The 17,065-nt window shown below is 40.4% G+C and carries 15 protein-coding genes; 13 read left to right on the top strand and 2 right to left on the bottom strand.

The window, feature by feature from the left end:
- The first annotated feature begins 10 nt into the window (after positions 1-10).
- The 5 genes from AC5WOE_RS03475 (at position 11) to AC5WOE_RS03455 (ending at position 5,100) form a co-directional block, all read left to right on the top strand.
- Positions 11-415 carry a S1 RNA-binding domain-containing protein gene (locus AC5WOE_RS03475; RefSeq protein WP_160801283.1) on the top strand — a complete coding sequence of 135 codons (405 nt, stop codon included), beginning with the start codon at positions 11-13 and terminating at the stop codon, positions 413-415.
- A 172-nt stretch (positions 416-587) separates the two neighbouring features.
- Positions 588-1,391, top strand: coding sequence for a hypothetical protein (locus tag AC5WOE_RS03470; protein WP_496048609.1), 804 nt, complete (start codon positions 588-590; stop codon positions 1,389-1,391).
- 94 nt (positions 1,392-1,485) lie between these two features.
- Positions 1,486-2,286, top strand: coding sequence for a hypothetical protein (locus AC5WOE_RS03465; protein WP_496051916.1), 801 nt, complete (start codon positions 1,486-1,488; stop codon positions 2,284-2,286).
- Between the two features lie 316 nt (positions 2,287-2,602).
- Entirely contained in the window at positions 2,603-3,577 is a 975-nt protein-coding gene (locus AC5WOE_RS03460; protein ID WP_496051915.1) for a threonine ammonia-lyase, read from the top strand.
- A gap of 95 nt (positions 3,578-3,672) precedes the next feature.
- The gene (locus AC5WOE_RS03455; protein ID WP_496048606.1) at positions 3,673-5,100 is read left to right on the top strand and encodes an MATE family efflux transporter; all 1,428 of its coding nucleotides are present in this window, start codon (positions 3,673-3,675) and stop codon (positions 5,098-5,100) included.
- Between the two features lie 196 nt (positions 5,101-5,296).
- Here the strand turns inward: AC5WOE_RS03455 and mnmL are convergent, their stop codons facing one another.
- A complete protein-coding gene (mnmL, locus tag AC5WOE_RS03450) occupies positions 5,297-6,277 on the bottom strand; it encodes a tRNA modification radical SAM protein MnmL/YtqA (protein ID WP_496051914.1) in 981 nt (326 codons plus the stop codon).
- A 720-nt stretch (positions 6,278-6,997) separates the two neighbouring features.
- Here mnmL and pdhA point away from each other — a divergent pair.
- From pdhA to AC5WOE_RS03425, 5 genes are all read left to right on the top strand, one after another.
- Positions 6,998-8,095, top strand: a complete 1,098-nt coding sequence (gene pdhA / locus AC5WOE_RS03445) for a pyruvate dehydrogenase (acetyl-transferring) E1 component subunit alpha (RefSeq protein ID WP_496048604.1) — start codon at positions 6,998-7,000, stop codon at positions 8,093-8,095.
- A gap of 12 nt (positions 8,096-8,107) precedes the next feature.
- Entirely contained in the window at positions 8,108-9,085 is a 978-nt protein-coding gene (locus tag AC5WOE_RS03440) for an alpha-ketoacid dehydrogenase subunit beta (RefSeq protein WP_496048603.1), read from the top strand.
- Between the two features lie 62 nt (positions 9,086-9,147).
- The gene (locus AC5WOE_RS03435) at positions 9,148-10,437 is read left to right on the top strand and encodes a dihydrolipoamide acetyltransferase family protein (protein WP_496048602.1); all 1,290 of its coding nucleotides are present in this window, start codon (positions 9,148-9,150) and stop codon (positions 10,435-10,437) included.
- A gap of 1 nt (position 10,438) precedes the next feature.
- Positions 10,439-11,845, top strand: coding sequence for a dihydrolipoyl dehydrogenase (gene lpdA / locus AC5WOE_RS03430; protein WP_496048601.1), 1,407 nt, complete (start codon positions 10,439-10,441; stop codon positions 11,843-11,845).
- Positions 11,846-12,078: 233 nt separating this feature from the next.
- Positions 12,079-12,759: a DUF1361 domain-containing protein gene (locus AC5WOE_RS03425; protein ID WP_496051913.1), complete on the top strand. Its 681-nt coding sequence runs from the start codon at positions 12,079-12,081 to the stop codon at positions 12,757-12,759.
- A gap of 302 nt (positions 12,760-13,061) precedes the next feature.
- On the opposite strand, the gene AC5WOE_RS03420 is transcribed toward AC5WOE_RS03425, so the two are convergent.
- Entirely contained in the window at positions 13,062-14,528 is a 1,467-nt protein-coding gene (locus AC5WOE_RS03420) for a tetratricopeptide repeat protein (protein ID WP_496048599.1), read from the bottom strand.
- 291 nt (positions 14,529-14,819) lie between these two features.
- On the opposite strand from AC5WOE_RS03420, the gene AC5WOE_RS03415 reads away from it, so the two are divergent.
- From AC5WOE_RS03415 to AC5WOE_RS03405, 3 genes are all read left to right on the top strand, one after another.
- Positions 14,820-15,290: a hypothetical protein gene (locus tag AC5WOE_RS03415; protein WP_496051912.1), complete on the top strand. Its 471-nt coding sequence runs from the start codon at positions 14,820-14,822 to the stop codon at positions 15,288-15,290.
- 370 nt (positions 15,291-15,660) lie between these two features.
- On the top strand, positions 15,661-16,503 hold the full coding sequence (locus tag AC5WOE_RS03410; RefSeq protein WP_496051911.1) for an alpha/beta fold hydrolase: 843 nt from the start codon (positions 15,661-15,663) through the stop codon (positions 16,501-16,503).
- On the top strand, positions 16,472-17,029 hold the full coding sequence (locus tag AC5WOE_RS03405) for a TetR/AcrR family transcriptional regulator (protein ID WP_496048595.1): 558 nt from the start codon (positions 16,472-16,474) through the stop codon (positions 17,027-17,029). Before AC5WOE_RS03410 ends, AC5WOE_RS03405 begins: the two co-directional genes overlap by 32 nt.
- Positions 17,030-17,065 lie beyond the last annotated feature (36 nt).

The following is a 17,065-nucleotide window of genomic DNA, read 5'->3' as shown; positions in this document are numbered from 1 at the left end:
GAGTGTTATAATGAGTGAGTTAAAGGAAGGGGCCGTCGTTACGGGAGAGGTAATCTCTACAAAACCCTTTGGTGCCTTTGTTAAATTAGAGTCGGGGGAAACAGGCTTAGTGCATATTTCCCAAATCTCTAGTAAATATGTAGAAAAAGTTGAAGACGTTCTCCAAGTAGGACTAAGCGTAAAAGCAAAGGTGCTATCGATAGACCCATCCGGAAAAATCTCCCTTTCGATCAAAGCATTAAGTGACGATCGACCAGCGCGCGACAACAAACGTGGCGGAGGAGACCGCCGTGGTGGATCACGGAGAAACAACAACAATAATCCTACCGATTTTGAAGATATGATGAAAAAGTGGATGAAGAGTAGCGAGGAACGTCTTAGTGCTTTAGCTGCGAAGCAGAAGAAAAACCGTTGATATCGGTTTTTCGCTTTTTATTTTTTAAAGTATCCCATTTATTTGGGATACTTTTTTGTTGTCTAATTCCGCTTGGAAGTATTTACTTATTGTTTGAATATATATACAATTAACATATAAATGCAATAATTATATCTTTGATTTATGAAAATTATAAAAATGGGGTGAAAAAATGGGTGCTTTTACTCCGTTTAGTACTGGATTTAGTTCTGCGGAATACAATCGTGCTAACTATGGTGAGATGCAGGCGGTTGATAAAGATGTGATCAGCCTTTTCCTCAGTGGGTTCTATGACTTAGAAATCATGCCAAGAAGCATCAAGGGAATTTGTGCTTGTGTTGGAGCAGGACCTACTCCTTTAGACGCCATGCTAGCAAGTATTTTTCTTAACGATGGTTCTAGAATTAAATCTTTGGATATTAGTGATAGTAACCTGATCGACATAGCTTTTCGTGTGGGTAATGGAACTCATGTCTACGAAAGTGAAGATATGCGCGGGAGGAAAGTAAAGATCGATACTATTCGTCCATGGGATAAGTTCGACAAAGAAATTTTAAAGCAAGGGACAGAGATATTTGGTGATCCTGTCCCTTTTAAGAATACGTTTCAGAGATATCAGCGTATTGGGGAGCCAGTCTATGGTGATATCAATCGACTTCCAACTGGAGTGTTTTCGATAGGCACTTCATTTTACTGTGCAGAGTCAGCTACATCTTTTAAAAATCAAGTTGAATACATGTGGACAAAATTTTTTCACTCTTTGATAGAAGGAGCACCATTTGGAATAGCTGCAGTGTTGGAAAGTGACGGATATAGAGCAGGGGAGTATACGAAATTCCCTGCTACAAATCTCCAAGAAGCAGATTTTCATGACATTCTCAGCAGAATGCCTATTAATTACAATTTATTCATGACTCCACACACCTTCCGCCCCGATCATGGAGGAGTTGCTGTAATCGTTGGTCGAAGGGTATAGTATCAAATTTATGTAACTAGACGTTTATTTCATTTGAGTTAAACAGGGGAGCTAATTGGATTTTTCTAAAAAAAATTATGAAAAAGGGGTATCTGTGAAAAACGTTAACATTGATTTGTGGAACCGTTACCTGAATTCTGTTAGCTATGCAAAGACTTTCGCCAAAATTCCAATAGATGATCTCGAACTCTTTACTCTTCTTTTTGAAGCACAAGAAGACTTTAAAGTACAAGCAATGAGTTTGGATTCAATAGGAATATTCAATCTTGGAGCTAATTTTACTACTGCTATGGGAATGGTGGGATTACTTAGTCCATATGGTTTGATTGATCACTTGGAGCACACTTACAATGATGTTCATTTCATGGCCTCACTCTTAAGCTATGAGAAAATCTATTATTATCGAGACGTGAATGGCAATCAATTGAGTTTTTATACTCACGAACCTTTTGAGCAGTATGATTCTGTCATAAGTCAACTAGGAGGGCGCTACTTTCGAAATTCACTGGAAAAAACATGGAAAGCTACTCGTGTGATTGCTGGTAATATGCTGGCGCCTGCAGATTTTCCGTATGGTGCTGTGGTTGCTTTTTTTGTAGGAGAGGCTTTTTCTCATCGGAAATCTATTTGTATTCGCGCTTGGCACAACATGCTTGGATATCTGGAGCCAGAAGGATTTTTTGCCACTGCTGTTATGTTGGAGTCCGAAGAATTTATAACTCCGGATGGGATTCGTATTCCGTTAGGGAGATTTACTTTAGAGGATTTGTATAAGATTTTCAATCAAATGCCAGTGGAATATAAAATTTATGTCACATCTGGGAATAATGACATTCGACTAGGATACAATCGAGTAGCTCTAATAGCAGGAAGAATAAAGCAAAGTTACAATTAGGAAAATTTCCTCCATGTTAGTTTCAACAAATTCAAAACATGGAGGAGTCGGAAAACATGTAATATAGTTGAAAATATCATTAAAATATAGATGTTAAGAAATTCTGTAATAACATCTAAAATAATTTTTATTTATTCATAATATTGAAATTGAAATATAACTAATAAGAGCTGCGCTAGAAGTGCAGAACAGTGTTTTAACTGTTAGAAATATAAGGTTGCACAAATAACTCAGTGGCGTTACCAGACCGCGGCGTTTTCAAAACGAGTTAGACTAACAGGGAAATATCAAGCAGGATAAATGGGGAGGAGACATAGTGCAGCATCATTTGGATGTAACGTACACTGATATCCGCGAGGCACAGAAGCGGATTAGTTGCTATGTGAACAAGACACCAATGGAAAAGTCGCCCAAGCTGTCGGCGATGATAGGGGCGAACAATATTTGGCTCAAGGAGGAAAACCGCCAAATGACTGGCGCGTTTAAGTTCCGCGGCGTGATCAATCGGATGCTGTTGATGACAGCAGAAGAGCGTGAAAAGGGGGTGATCACCGCTTCGTGCGGGAATCATGGCTTGGCAGTCACGTATGTAGCAAATAAACTGGGTATTCTAGCCAAAGTCGTCGTGCCTGAGTATACCATTCTGAAGAAGCGGGAAGCAATCCAATCCAATGGAGCGGAGTTGCTTGAGTATGGCAGCACATACGACGAGGCGGAGGCTCACGCCCAAGAACTTGCTTACCGCAATGATTGGATCGATATTCATGGGTCTGAAGACGAGTCGATCATCGCTGGACACGGTACGATTGGGTTAGAGGTACTAAAAGAAAATCCTGACATCGACACACTGATTGTCCCAGCTGGTGGAGGTGGTCTATTAAGTGGATTGTCTATTGCGGCCAAGGCGATCAAAAGCGATATTCGGGTCATCGGTGTTCAGTCGGTGGCATCTCCGCCTTGGTTCCGCTCTTTTCGTGCAGGCGAAATCATCAAGGTGACATACGAAGAGTCTTTGGCGGAGGGACTCAGTGGCGGCATTGGCCAAGGATGTTTTGATATCGTGACTCGTCTTGTCGACGATATTGTGCTCGTCGAAGAGAATGATATCGCTCTGGCGATGGCGTGGCTGTACAAGGAACATGATCTGAAGATCGAAGGTTCGGCAGCCGTTGGTGTCGCTGCACTGCTCGCTGGATACGTCAATGTGAAGGGGCGGAACGTAGCAGCTGTTCTTACTGGATGTAATGTAGATGAACAGGAGTTCAGAGAGATCATTCGAACTCATTCGTAAGATTTTAAGGCACGATAATCTTAGAATGAATATTAGAATCATTGCTACTTTGTAGTATACTTAATATAGTGGTATTTCTAGTGTAAGGAAAGGTAATGATTAACCGATATGTGCGAGATTTGAACAAACAAGCGTGGCCGAACATTCTCGAAAATGCACTACAAATCGGAGTGGTATTTGTAGATGCTATTTTCGTAGCGAGGTTGGGTCTAGGTGCAGTGAGTTCGCTAGGATTGGCATCCTCTATTCTGATTGTGGTAGGCGTATTCCCAAGTGCAGTCGGCAGCATGACAAATGCCATGGTAGCACAAACACTGGGTGCGAAGAAGAGGGATTCACTTACCTATAAGAAGAGGAAGCTACCCGGATCGAAGCATTTTCCTCATTGGAAAGTGAAGCACTTGCGTTCACTTGGTGTAAGGGTAAGAACAAACGAGCTTCGTCAAATGATGATCATCCAGGCGGTGTACCTATCTGCTGGGCTCAGTTTGCTCTTGGGGCTGCTATGTATCGTTTTTGCACCAGAAATGTTCCGGCTCTATGGAGCTGACGAACAGATCGTGGAGATCGGCGCGGATTATCTGCGAATCGTGGGTGGTGCTTCGATCTTTTCATTTCTGATGGTCACGTTTGGAAGTGCGCTTCGAGGAATCAAAGATAGCAAATCTGCTCTTAAGGCAGGATTTTGGATGAATGCTTTTCATCTGGTAATCGATGCAGCATTCATCTTCTGGTTCCACTTTGGAGTTGTGGGGGTTGCATGTGCAACTGTCCTTTCTCGTATGGTGGGCATGAGCTATCTGATTTTTCAGCTTCGGCGAAAGATCTTCCTTGGTAAGAAGGTTTCGTGGAAGCTGGACTGGCCAATTCAGAAAAGATTGGTGACGGAGTCCCTGCCACTCATGGGATCTAATTTGTCCAATGAGGTCACGATGTTTTACTACTTCCGCATCCTCATTTCCTATGGGCCAGATGTCTACGCTGCTTCACGAATCACACAACAGATTAAAAAAGTTCTGATGCCTCCGATGGTGTCTGGATATACCAATGCCACCATTACACTGGTAGGAGAGCAATATGGAAAGCGAAACTACCGGGAAGTGATGAGGTATTGTAGTTGGGGAATCGGTCTAGTTACCTGCTTTTCAGGGGTTGTTTGGCTCATCCAATTCCTGATCGGTGATTGGATTGTTCGTCTATTTACCAATGATCCTCGGGTATTGCAACATGCTAGTTTCATGTTGTCTGTGTTCGTGATCATGGATAGTTTCTGGGCAATCGGTTCGATCGTAAATGGTGCTTTTCGAGGTACTTCCAATACCAGACCAATTCTCTTTGGTTGGGTGGTGGGATCTGCACTGCTTGTCGGCGGGGTGTGGCTGGTCTCCCATAACCACTGGGGATGGCAACAACTGTTCATCGCACAGACTGCTCAGTACGTCTGTATTGCCCTGCTTGCATCGGTGTGGTTCTATTTCCGTAGATGGATCACTCGTCTCGATAAGAAAAAGAAAACGAATTGAGACAGATCACCCCTCCTGCTTCAACAGGAGGGGTGTAGCCGTATATGGAAGTGTAATAAGACTGAACATCTCTGATGTTTTTGTAACTTCAATTAAGTAACATCCATAAATCTCTTTAGAAGGTGGAGTGAGATCATAATGATTAGATCAATGATGTGATACTACTTTTCTAATTAATCGGTTAATCAAACTGTACTCATGCCGTTTTAATAATTTCCTTTTCATTTCTTACTTTGGCAAATTTCCCTTGCCAAGACCCTCGTCTTGCCATCTCTTGATCAATCGCATTTAAAACTTCCCATTTTTTTGTACTCCACATCGGTCCCATCATGATCTCTGGCGGTCCATCACCTGTGATCCGATGGATAATGACATCAGGCGGCAGCATTTCTAGCGAATCGCATACTAAATTTACATACGTATCTTTATCCAAAAACTCTAGTAGCCCTGCTTCATATTGTTTCACCATCGGAGTATTGCGTAGAAGGTGCAAGAGGTGGATCTTGATCCCCTGAATATCCATATTGGCGCATGCTCGGACGGTTTCTAGCATTTCATCGGGTGTTTCACCTGGTAATCCATGAATGATATGTGCACAAGTGCGAATGCCATGTTTTCGCAGTTTGGCAACTCCGTCTATAAAACACTGTGAATCATGTGCTCGGTTGATCAAGTTGGAAGTGTGTTCATGGATCGTTTGCAGTCCCAGTTCTACCCAAAGATAAGTGCGTTCGTTTAATTCCGATAGGTATTCTACTACATCATCTGGAAGGCAGTCAGGACGGGTGGCAATCGATAAACCGATGACATCTTCTTGTTCTAAGATGGCTTCGTATTTTTCCCTCAATTCTTCTACTGGAGCATACGTATTGCTAAATGCTTGAAAGTAACCAAGATACTTTGCATTCGGCCATTTTTCATGCATCATTTTCTTTCCTGCTGCAAATTGTTTTACTAAATCATCTCGTCGATAACCTGCAAAATCGCCAGAGCCCCGAGCACTGCAAAACGTGCATCCGCCCACAGCGACTTCGCCATTGCGGTTTGGGCATGTAAATCCTCCATCCAGCGGAATTTTACATATTTTTTGCCCATGAACTTGGCGCAAATGATAGTTCCATGTATGGTAACGTTTGTCTCCCCATAGTAAGGGTGTATGTTGACTTGGTAAAATCATGAGTAATCATCCTTTAATCTGATGAACTTCCCTCTTAGCTTATATAGAAGCGAGAGACTTCCTGCGCAAATATGTTAAAATAAGAATGCATGTATTTTAAATGAGGGAGGTATGTTGTGTTTGTATTTTGATTTTGATCTATTAGATGGAGAACTTATTCTGTGTCCTAACTTTATTTTCAAATAGCTCTATTTTATCACAAGGTGTATATGATCGGAATGATATTGGTAAATAATTCCATAATATTACTTTTTCAAAAAAATGTAAGTGTTATCCAAGCATGTTTTTGCTTTTTAAATCAAGGAATCCCTAAAAAAATCCGACTTACATATGTTCAGAGCAGTCGATTGAAATACTATGCTTTTATGTATTGTTTCTTTCAGAGGAAAGCAGTAGAGTTAGAGAGGGAATTCTTTTTATGTTGTCTGTTTTTCGGGTTTACAACATTTGGAGGTATAATTGGTATAGCGACAGTTTGTTAGGCTAATGCTACTGATAAATTCATGTTTTCTTATGGGCATATGTTGCACTGCGTATGTATTCTTTTCTCATGCCTTTGAAGAAGGGGCAGGCTTACGGTATGATAGACATGAGTAAAACAAGTAGGCTCGTCAGGATACATAGCATTGATTTCTTTTAATCGTTAAACTACCAAGAAAGCTCCAGATCGTTTGTTGAATCATACTTATTTTGTTGATATTTTTTTCGAGGTGATCTTTCATGGCTAGAACCAAACTGAAAGCCCAGAGTTTACTGGAATCGGAAATTAAAGTTGCACCGATTACAACTTTTTCCGTGCTTTCACCTGAAGGTAAGATCGTCAATGAAGATGAAGTGCCCAATCTCAGTGACGAACAGCTGCAAGAATTGATGAAACGCATGGTATTTACTCGTGTTTGGGATCAGCGTGCTACAGGACTTGCACGTCAAGGTCGTCTAGGATTTTATGCACCAGTTGCTGGTCAAGAAGCTACCATGATCGGCAGCCAATATGCACTGGACAAAGAAGATTTTATTTTGCCAGGATATCGTGATATTCCTCAGCTTCATTTTCATGGTTATCCCATGTATCAAGCGTTTCTCTGGTCTCGTGGACATCAACACGGCGGACAAATACCTGAAGGGGTAAATGTCCTGTTACCACAAATTATTATTGGTGCACAATATGTACAAGCTTCTGGTGTAGCGATGGCTCTTAAGAAACGAAATACCAAAAACGTCGTAATTACATATACCGGTGATGGTGGCAGTTCACAAGGTGATTTTTATGAAGCAATGAACTTTGCAGGTGTCTATAAACTGCCTGTTGTCTTTGTTGTTCAAAACAATCGCTATGCGATTTCCACACCTGTAACCAAACAAACTGCTGCCGCTTCTCTTGCTCAAAAAGGAATAGCTGCTGGAATCCCTTCTATTCAAGTAGATGGAATGGACGTACTAGCTGTTTACCAAGCTGTGGCAAAAGCAAAAGAACGTGCTGCCAATGGTGAAGGACCAACTCTGATCGAAGCATTGAATTATCGAATTGGGCCTCACTCCATGTCCGGAGATGATCCAACGAGATACCGTACCAAAGAAGAACCTACCGAATGGGAACAAAAAGAACCACTAACCCGTTTCCGTGTATATCTGGAAGGCAAAAAACTTTGGACAGAAGAGATGGAAACAGGGGTCATCGAAGAAGCAAAAAATACGGTCACTGCGGAGATCAAAAAAGCAGACCAATATCCAAAAATGAAAATTGTCGATTTGATCGATAACATGTACGAAACGACTCCTCCCCATCTGGAAGAACAAAAAGCGGAGTATGCAGACTAGGAGGACATTAACATGGCACAACTAACAATGGTAAAAGCAATCAATGATGCTATGCGTGTAGAATTATCCAAAGATGAAAATACCCTTATTTTTGGGGAAGATGTAGGGGTAAATGGTGGAGTATTCCGAGCTACGGAAAACTTACAGAAAGAGTTTGGGGTTGACCGTGTTTTTGATACACCACTTGCAGAATCTGGGATTGGTGGACTCGCAGTAGGACTTGGCTCACAAGGTTTCCGGCCAATTGCTGAGATTCAATTTATCGGATTTATTTTTGAAGCGATGGATTCTATTCTGGTGCAAGCACCTCGTCTGCGTTATCGTTCTGGCGGCCGTTATAACTGCCCTGTAACATTCCGTGCACCTTTTGGTGCTGGTGTAAAATCTCCAGAGTTACATAGTGATAGTTTAGAAGGGCTTATCGCACAAACACCTGGGATCAAAGTAGTTTGTCCTTCCAATCCATACGATGCAAAAGGACTGCTGATCTCTGCCATTCGAGATAATGATCCTGTGTTCTTTATGGAACATCTAAAATTGTATTTCTCCATAAAAGGCGAAGTGCCAGAAGGCGAGTACACAGTGCCGATTGGCAAAGCGAATGTGGTGAAAGAAGGTAAAGATGTCAGTCTTTTTACTTATGGAGCAATGGTTCACACTTCTTTAAAAGCGGCGGAAGCAGCAGAAAAAGAAGGCGTGAGCGTAGAAGTGATCGATCTTCGTACATTGAGTCCATTGGATATGGATACAGTTGTCCAGTCCATCGAAAAGACAAACCGGGCAATTGTTGTCCAAGAAGCACCTAAGCAAGCAGGTATTGCTGGAGAGTTAATTGCTCAAATTAATGAAAAAGCTATTTTTCATCTCGAAGCTCCTGTACTTCGTGTTACTGGACCAAGTACCGTACTTGGTTTCCCGCTGATTGAAGAAGAGTGGATTCCAAGTCCGGAACGTGTGAAAAAAGCGATACAAAAAGTGATGTCTTACTAAGGTAAGGCGGTGGATGCACCACCGTCTCTTAAGAGCTTTTAAGATGATTGGAGGACTTACATATGGCAGCCTATCAATTTAAACTGCCTGACGTGGGTGAAGGTATCCACGAAGGTGAAATTGTTAAGCTATTTGTAAAAGCTGGGGATAAAATTGAAGAATTTGCCCCATTTGCTGAAATACAAACAGATAAAGCAGTAGTTGAGATTCCTTCTCCTGTAACTGGAACTGTCAAAGAAGTGAAGGTAGAAGAAGGAGAAGTCGCCCTTGTAGACTCTGTCATCGCTGTTATTGATGCAGAAGGCGAAGTTCATGATCAAGCAGAAGAGGAAGCAGCACCAGAAGAACCTGCAAAAGTAGAAGAGCCAGTAAAAGAAGAAAAACCTGTTGCTGCAAAAGAGGAAAGTAAACCAGCTAGTGATAAGAAGCAAAAAGTGCTGGCAATGCCATCAACTCGTAAGTTAGCTCGTGAACTTGGTGTAGATATTCATCAGGTAACAGCTACGGGTGAAAACGGCAGAATTACCGCAGAAGATGTGCGGAAATTTGCCGAGGGTGGAGAAGCGAAAGCTGCCGAAGCAGATGAAGTGAAACTGTTGACAGAAAAAACACCAAGTACAACAAGTCCTGCTGCACCAGCAGAGATCGGTTCTGAAGAACGTATTCCATTGCGCGGCATCCGCCGTACCATTGCTAGACGTATGGTAGAGAGCAAGCATACCGCAGCACATGTAACCATCATGGATGAAGCAGATGCTACGGAATTAGTAGCCATACGCAGTTGGGCAAAGCCGATTGCACAGGAGCGCAACACAAAACTTACCTATTTGCCGTTCATCATAAAAGCTGTAATCGCTGCTCTTCGTCAATTCCCAACTTTGAATGCTTCGATTGATGATGAGAAGCAAGAGATTGTGATCAAGAACTACTACAATATTGGTATGGCTACAGCTACCGACAATGGTTTGATGGTTCCTGTTCTGCGTGATGCAGACCGCAAGTCCATCTTTGATCTTGCAGACGAAATTATCGATAAAGCTGTTCGTGGACGTGATATGAAATTAGAAGCGTCCGAGTTTAAAGGCAGTACCTTTACCATTTCCAATATTGGTGGATATGGAACACAACATTTTACACCAATTATTAATTACCCTGAGGTGGGGATACTTGGTGTAGGTACGATTAAAGAAAAACCCGTTGTATATCAAGGTGAAATTGTAGCTCGTCCACAGTTGTACTTGTCCCTTACAGTGGACCATCGCTTAGTTGATGGAGATGTGGCTGCTCGTTTCCTCAGCCAAGTAAAACGCCTCATTGAGAGCCCCAACCTATTGATGATGGAGATGAGATAAAATGGTAGTTGGAGACTTAGCACAAGAAGTAGATGTACTCGTTATCGGAGCTGGACCAGGTGGATACGTTGCTGCTGCACGTGCAGCACAATTAGGTCGTAGTGTTACGATTGTTGATAAAGATGAACTCGGTGGAGTCTGCCTCAATCGCGGTTGTATTCCAAGTAAAGCAATCATTACTGCGGCAGAGCGTTTTACCCAAATCAAAGAAGCAGAAGAAATTGGTTTGGAAGTAAAAGGTGACGTTGCAGTCAATATGCAAAAACTGATGGAATGGAAAAATGGCGTAGTCAAAAAGCTGACTGGCGGCGTAGGCCAAATGATGAAAGGCAACAAAGTAGAAGTAGTTACAGGTGATGTCTTTTTCAATGCCAAAGATGCTGTTCGCGTTGTAGGCGAAACAACAAGCCAAACATATAAATTCCAGGACATCATCATCGCAACTGGTTCCCGTCCATTTGAATTGAAGATATTGCCTTTTGATGGAAAACGCATTCTGTCTTCAACCGAAGCACTCAACCTGCAAGAAGTTCCTGAAAGACTAGTAGTCGTTGGCGGTGGATATATTGGTCTTGAACTAGGAACCGCTTATGCAAAACTAGGTGCGAAAGTTACCATCTTAGAAGGAACAAAATCTTTACTGCCTGGTACAGATGACAAACTTACCCGTATCGTTTCCCGTAAACTGAAAAAACTCGGTGTAGAAGTAATTACCGAGGCTATGGTTCAAGGTGGAGAAAACAAAGGGGAAGAAGTTGTCGTCAAGGCCCAAATAGGCGGAGAAGAAAAAGAGTTCACCGCAGATTACTGCCTTGTAGCGGTTGGACGGAAACCTAATACCGATGAAATCGGCCTTGAAAATATCGGTGTAGAACTGGATGAGCGTGGTTTCATTAAAATTGATGACCAATGCCGCACCAGCGTGGAACATATTTATGCAATCGGTGACTGTGCAGGTGGAGCACTCCTTGCACACAAAGCAAGTTACGAAGGGAAAGTAGCCGCTGAAGTGATCGCAGGACAAAACAGTGCGATCGATTATCAAGCGATGCCTTTTGTTATCTTCAGTGACCCAGAGATCGCATACACCGGTCTCACCGAAACACAGGCAAAAGAACAAGGTTATAACCCTGTTGCATCACGTTACTCCTTCGTAGCAAATGGACGCGCATTGTCCATGAACCAATCCGAAGGATTTGCCCAAGTCGTAGCAGACAAAGACAGTGGACTCCTTCTAGGAGTACAAATCGTCGGCCCAGAAGCATCCTCCTTGATCGCAGAAGCAGCATTTGCCATCGAAATGGGTGCACAAGCGGAAGACCTAAGCCTCACCATCCATGCGCATCCAACATTACCTGAGGTAATCATGGAAGCTGCTGATTCTTTGGTATTGCGGTTGAATAAGTAGAGTTAGCTTATATAGAGCATTGTCATGGCAGTTTCCTTTTGGGATATGCTCATGGTGATGCTTTTTTTTTTTGGCTCTGTTAAACGATTTTGTTGATAATTGAATAAAATGAATTTTTGTTCTATAACGGTTATATAATTATGGCAAAAGTGATTGGTTTCAAATGGCATGAAAGGACATCATTAAAAATGAGTTTTCATATAAGCTTGAAAGCACTTAGGAGGGTGATTAGTGTGGATCAGTCAAAACCAGTATGGTATAAGACCTGGTGGGGTGTTCTAATCGCAATTTTCTTTATTTTTTCTGTGTTGTTTTTGATTTGGGGATTTTTAGAAAAACCCAAATGGCTCAAAATTGAAGTTTCAAATTGTACCATCGCACTTATCTCAGTAGTATTCACATATCTCTTTTTACGTGTGAGATTAAGAGTCACAAAATTTATCTTTGGTTTATTATGGTTACTCTTTTTGCCAAACACAGCTTACTTATTCACCGATTTGGGACATTTAAGTTATCAATGGAATATTACAGCATTTCCATCTAGTCGCATGCTGTTGCTTGTGCAGTATTTACTAATGGAATTGTTCGGAATAATAACGTTTCTCTTTTCATTTCTTCCAATCGAGAAAATTGTGGAACGAGTAAATGTTTTCAAAAAAAGAAAAGTTATATGGTTAATCCTTTTTAATTTCCTTGTTGCTTTTGGAGTGGTGTTGGGGAGATTTCAGCATATAAATTCTTGGATACTGTTTACCAATCCACTAAAAGTGGTTGAATTAGTGATAAATATCTTCGTGTCTTTTGATCTTTTAAAACTGTTAATATTATTTGGACTACTCTGTAACTTCATTTATTTTCTTTTTCGTAGTTTGTTTTTTCAAAGAATAAAAAAATATATTCGTTTATTTGATTAGAATGCTTATCTTTCTGTGAAGGGGTAACAAAATGAAAGGACCTTAATTTAGGTCCTTTCATTTTATACGATTATCAACAATATTATTTAACAGAGCCTTCTTTTTAAAAATGTTGGGGTTTTAAAAGGAAGTAGTTGGCTAGGAGTAAAAGAAAGCTATTCAAACAAAGGAGTAATCAATTTAATTGATTACTCCGCTTGAACCTCAAAATATGTTACTGAATTTTATAAAACAGAACTAATTATAATAAAAGTCTGTTTTTTATCCTTAATAGTTAACCTTCTGGATCGCCTTCATAATAACTAGACATTTTCTAAAAGACCTCCTTCTTCTTTATCTCTAATTTGTTGCCTGATAAGATATGTCTTCTCAACAGATGTTAAAAACTCATCTTTTTGCTCAAGTTTCTTATAACACGTACATATGTTGTCCATCATCTCAAGTTTAAGATAGAGAAATTCATGATGTTCTGCAAGTTCATAGCCTTTTTCAAAAGAGGAGATAGCATCAGTGTAGGCATTTTGTACGATGTTTACATGTCCCTTTGCTTGTAATGCTTTGATTTGTCCAATTGCATCCCCATTTTTTTTACTGATAAATAAAGCTTTCTCTAAATATTTATTTGCAGTTTCTGGATCATTCTCTTTCAAATATAGCATTCCTACATTCATATAAGTAGGTATTAATAAATATTCCCGCTTTATTTTTGATTGAATGTCTAAAGCTTGAAAGAAGTATTCTTTAGCTTTCAAAATGTTACCCTTATGGAGAAATATATTACCCATTGTATTCCAAAGTGTCAATAACCTGTCGAATTCAAGGTTTAACCAAGCGATATTAATACCTTTTTGAGCAAGTTCGTATGCTTTTTCGGTCATACCAATTTTGTTCCATACATTCGCATACATTTCATAATACTGGATGATGACTGATAATCTTACAAGCTGAAACATATCCTCTGTTTTGTCAAATGCAGAAATACTTTTTTGTAACTGTTCTAATGATACGATGATTTTCTCTTGATTGTTAACCTTATCATTGTTCATTTTCTCAAGGTATACGCATCTATTTAACAATAGAAAATATTTCATATACAACCGATCACCTTGATCAATAAAACTCTGTAATCCTTTTTCAACATATTGAAGTGCTCGTTTAAAATCACTTTGGAAAAAGGCAATCCTTGCAAGATCATTCAAGCAACCAGCTAAAATATTAGACTTCTTCAACTCTTGATTTTCCTCATATTGCTCTTCTATAAGTGCAATAGCATCTCGTAAAGATTTTTCAGCCTGTGACCATTTTTTTTTCTCAAAATAACATTTCCCCCATAAATAAAAAGCAATAGGTGCAAGATTTTTACTGTGTTCGAGATATTTATTTTTATTAAGTTTATCTAGTTTCATTAGCGCTTCATCCGGTTCAGCAGAAGTAATCATTTCAATTTTTAAGAGTTCTTGTTGAGTATCCTGCATTCTTTTTTTTGCTTCTGATAGTAATCCGAATATATCTTCTTTCATCTCTATCACTTCTGCATAAGAAATCAGGTTTTCTTCTTTGACTCGGTGGTTTCCAAGTTCGATGTTACTAACCGTCGAAACAGATAATCCTGATTTGTGGGCTATATCCTCTTGTCTTAACCCAAGTTTCTTTCTAGCTGTACGAAAAATTTCTCCCAATTTTTCTTTGCTAAAATTCGGAAGGGACATGAAAATGATCCTCCTTGTATTTTTCTTAGAGTTTACATTAGTGTTTTTATAATTAAGCAAAAGAAACGGTAATTCCTTCCGATTGATGGATTTTTATTAGAAAAAACAGTAAATATATAAATTTGTAATTATTTTCTAATTAAATTACAATTATAATTGTTCAGAATAATGGAGTAGAGTACTAATTGATGTTTTTAAGATGTTTGCTTTGAAAATGACTGTGAAATGGATTGTTTTCAAATGAAATTACAATAAAGAATGTGAAATTAAACTTTTACTTGCTTGTTTTTTATTCGTGGTGTGTTGAGTATAACCTTTAAACAAACACTATTATAAATCAGGAGGATGATCATGAAAGCAAATCAAGTAAATACATCTTTACCATCTCTACCAAATTGGAAGGAAAAAGAATCAAACTTTTTTCAGCTTATCGTTGCTGGAAGTTGGGACAAAGTAAAAAGATTTTGGGAGTTTATCAAGTCTTTTTCAGGATATCGATTGTCTCATAATTACCAGAAACTATTTGATCATTTGGATCAGAAGAAAGATTTGCATATGGTCATGCAGTTAGAAGAGACACCATCCTTTCTATCTCGTTTTCGTAAGAAAGAGAGTATGGTTCAAATTCAAACGATAGATGGAAAAAAGATTGAATTCTCTTTGTTAAATGTTCAGGTCATAGAAATGCTGAATGGAATGACCTATATACAGGGGAAATCGCATGACATATTCGCCAATCCCATTCACACTCAGAGGAACGAAGTAGAAGTAGTTACATGCACAGTGGTGGATACAAAGGAAGAATGTCAGAGATGGAACTAAGAGAAACAGTGGAGACAAGCAAAGAATTATCAGAATATTTTGTTACTGTTGCGGCGAGGGAGATCACTATGTGGAGCTTGTAGAAAGATTAAAGAAAGCCGATACCCGTTACACTCTCTTGGAAGCGGTTTATATTCTCCTGCATTACGGAGATCATTATTTAAATCAAAAAATGAAGGGAATGAACCAGAAGAGACTGGAGAATTTCTTTCGATTTTTTCGAACTGGGGATAATTGAGAAGGTTAGTCAATTTTGATTTCTTGCACCGGAACCGAGTTGACATATTCTAAACTAATTCATATAATATGACTGACTGGTCAGTCTCAGTATTTGAATGGAGTATTTCCAACATCTTTAGGAGGTCTTTACATGCTCACCATTGAAACAAGCATCGGAAGGGTGGCTTACAAGGAACAAGGAACTGGAATTCCTTTGGTTCTTCTTCATGCGAATCCAGGTGATCACCAGCACTTCGAAGGTATCATTCCAACTCTTTCCCGAACATATCGCACTATTGCTCTTGACTGGCCTGGCTACGGAGGTTCTCCAGCACCCCAACCTTCTCAATCGGCCACCGCTATGTTGATGGCTGATGTGTTGGAAGAGTTCGTAGAGAAGATGAATCTCGAATCTGCCATTTTTATAGGAAATTCTGTTGGAGGTTATGCAGCCGCACGTCTTGCGATTCGACAACCTGATCGCATTCTCGGGCTTATCCTTGTTTCTTCGGGTGGATTTACGTCAAAAACGATGTTGACCCGATTGTTGTGTAGAATCAAAGGGAACGAATTTGTCACTCGTCAAATTGCTACTCGTTTTGCTAAGTTTTACCTCAAAAATCGCACACCACTTGTGGAGAAAATTATTTCACGTATAGATAAAGGACGTACAGTTTCTTCACGGGTAGCGGTTGACGCTGCTGTCTGGCGTAGCTTTCTCCATCCCGAGTATGATTTACGTTCCTCAGCCTCACATATTACATCTCCAACACTTTTAGTCTACGGTCGTTATGATCCAGTTATTCGCTTTGACCGTGATGGCCAGAATACCCTAGCAAGTGTGCCAGGTGCAACAACGGTTGTTTTGGAAACAGGTCATGAGCCTTTTTCAGAAGATCCGGAAGCATTTTTGCAAGCGATCGATCCATTTTTGCAATCTCTCTTATCGGAAAGGAGATCTTATGGTTCATCCAACACGACAAGCTCTTCTTGATGCTGGCTACGAACTCAGCGTGACCACAGGCCTCACCCGTCTTACGGTAGACGCTATAGTCAAAAAGGCAGGGGTGGCCAAAGGCACATTTTATGTGCATTTCCAGGATCGCACCAGCTTTCTTGCTGCGCTCCACGAGCAGTTTTACGATCGATTAAGTGACACAATTTTCAAGGCAATCGCAGGATTATCTCCGGGGGGAGAGCGCCTTCGTACTAGCACGAAAACGTACTTGGATGGGTGTTTGCAGGAGCGCGCAGTCAAAGCGCTTTTGCTGGAGGCGCGTTCTGAAACACTGATTAGCGCGGAGGTGCAACGGCGCAGAGCGGAATTCTTCACTCTGGCTCATGCGGATTTTACGGCACTCGGATGGCCAGATGCCGATATCAGCGCCCAACTCTTTGTTGTTCTAATAGCGGAGGCTGCACTGATAGAACTGGAAACGGGCCATAACGATGCTGTTCGACAAGCACTCTGGCGCTTTGCGCATATTGAACAGGGTGCTGAAAAAAACAATGAGGATTGAAAGGATGAAATCATGAAGATTATACGTATGTATGAA

Source organism: Shimazuella sp. NTD248, from assembly GCF_059510395.1.
This window is presented reverse-complemented; position numbering and strand designations above follow the sequence as displayed.

What these genes read in the sequence shown, in the direction of transcription:
- AC5WOE_RS03475 (WP_160801283.1), top strand. Translation starts at nt 11, where the DNA reads ATGAGTGAGTTAAAGGAAGGGGCCGTCGTTACGGGAGAGGTAATCTCT.
- AC5WOE_RS03470 (WP_496048609.1), top strand. Translation starts at nt 588, where the DNA reads ATGGGTGCTTTTACTCCGTTTAGTACTGGATTTAGTTCTGCGGAATAC.
- AC5WOE_RS03455 (WP_496048606.1), top strand. Translation starts at nt 3,673, where the DNA reads ATGATTAACCGATATGTGCGAGATTTGAACAAACAAGCGTGGCCGAAC.
- mnmL (WP_496051914.1), bottom strand. Translation starts at nt 6,277, where the DNA reads ATGATTTTACCAAGTCAACATACACCCTTACTATGGGGAGACAAACGT.
- pdhA (WP_496048604.1), top strand. Translation starts at nt 6,998, where the DNA reads ATGGCTAGAACCAAACTGAAAGCCCAGAGTTTACTGGAATCGGAAATT.
- AC5WOE_RS03440 (WP_496048603.1), top strand. Translation starts at nt 8,108, where the DNA reads ATGGCACAACTAACAATGGTAAAAGCAATCAATGATGCTATGCGTGTA.
- AC5WOE_RS03435 (WP_496048602.1), top strand. Translation starts at nt 9,148, where the DNA reads ATGGCAGCCTATCAATTTAAACTGCCTGACGTGGGTGAAGGTATCCAC.
- lpdA (WP_496048601.1), top strand. Translation starts at nt 10,439, where the DNA reads ATGGTAGTTGGAGACTTAGCACAAGAAGTAGATGTACTCGTTATCGGA.
- AC5WOE_RS03415 (WP_496051912.1), top strand. Translation starts at nt 14,820, where the DNA reads ATGAAAGCAAATCAAGTAAATACATCTTTACCATCTCTACCAAATTGG.
- AC5WOE_RS03410 (WP_496051911.1), top strand. Translation starts at nt 15,661, where the DNA reads ATGCTCACCATTGAAACAAGCATCGGAAGGGTGGCTTACAAGGAACAA.
- AC5WOE_RS03405 (WP_496048595.1), top strand. Translation starts at nt 16,472, where the DNA reads ATGGTTCATCCAACACGACAAGCTCTTCTTGATGCTGGCTACGAACTC.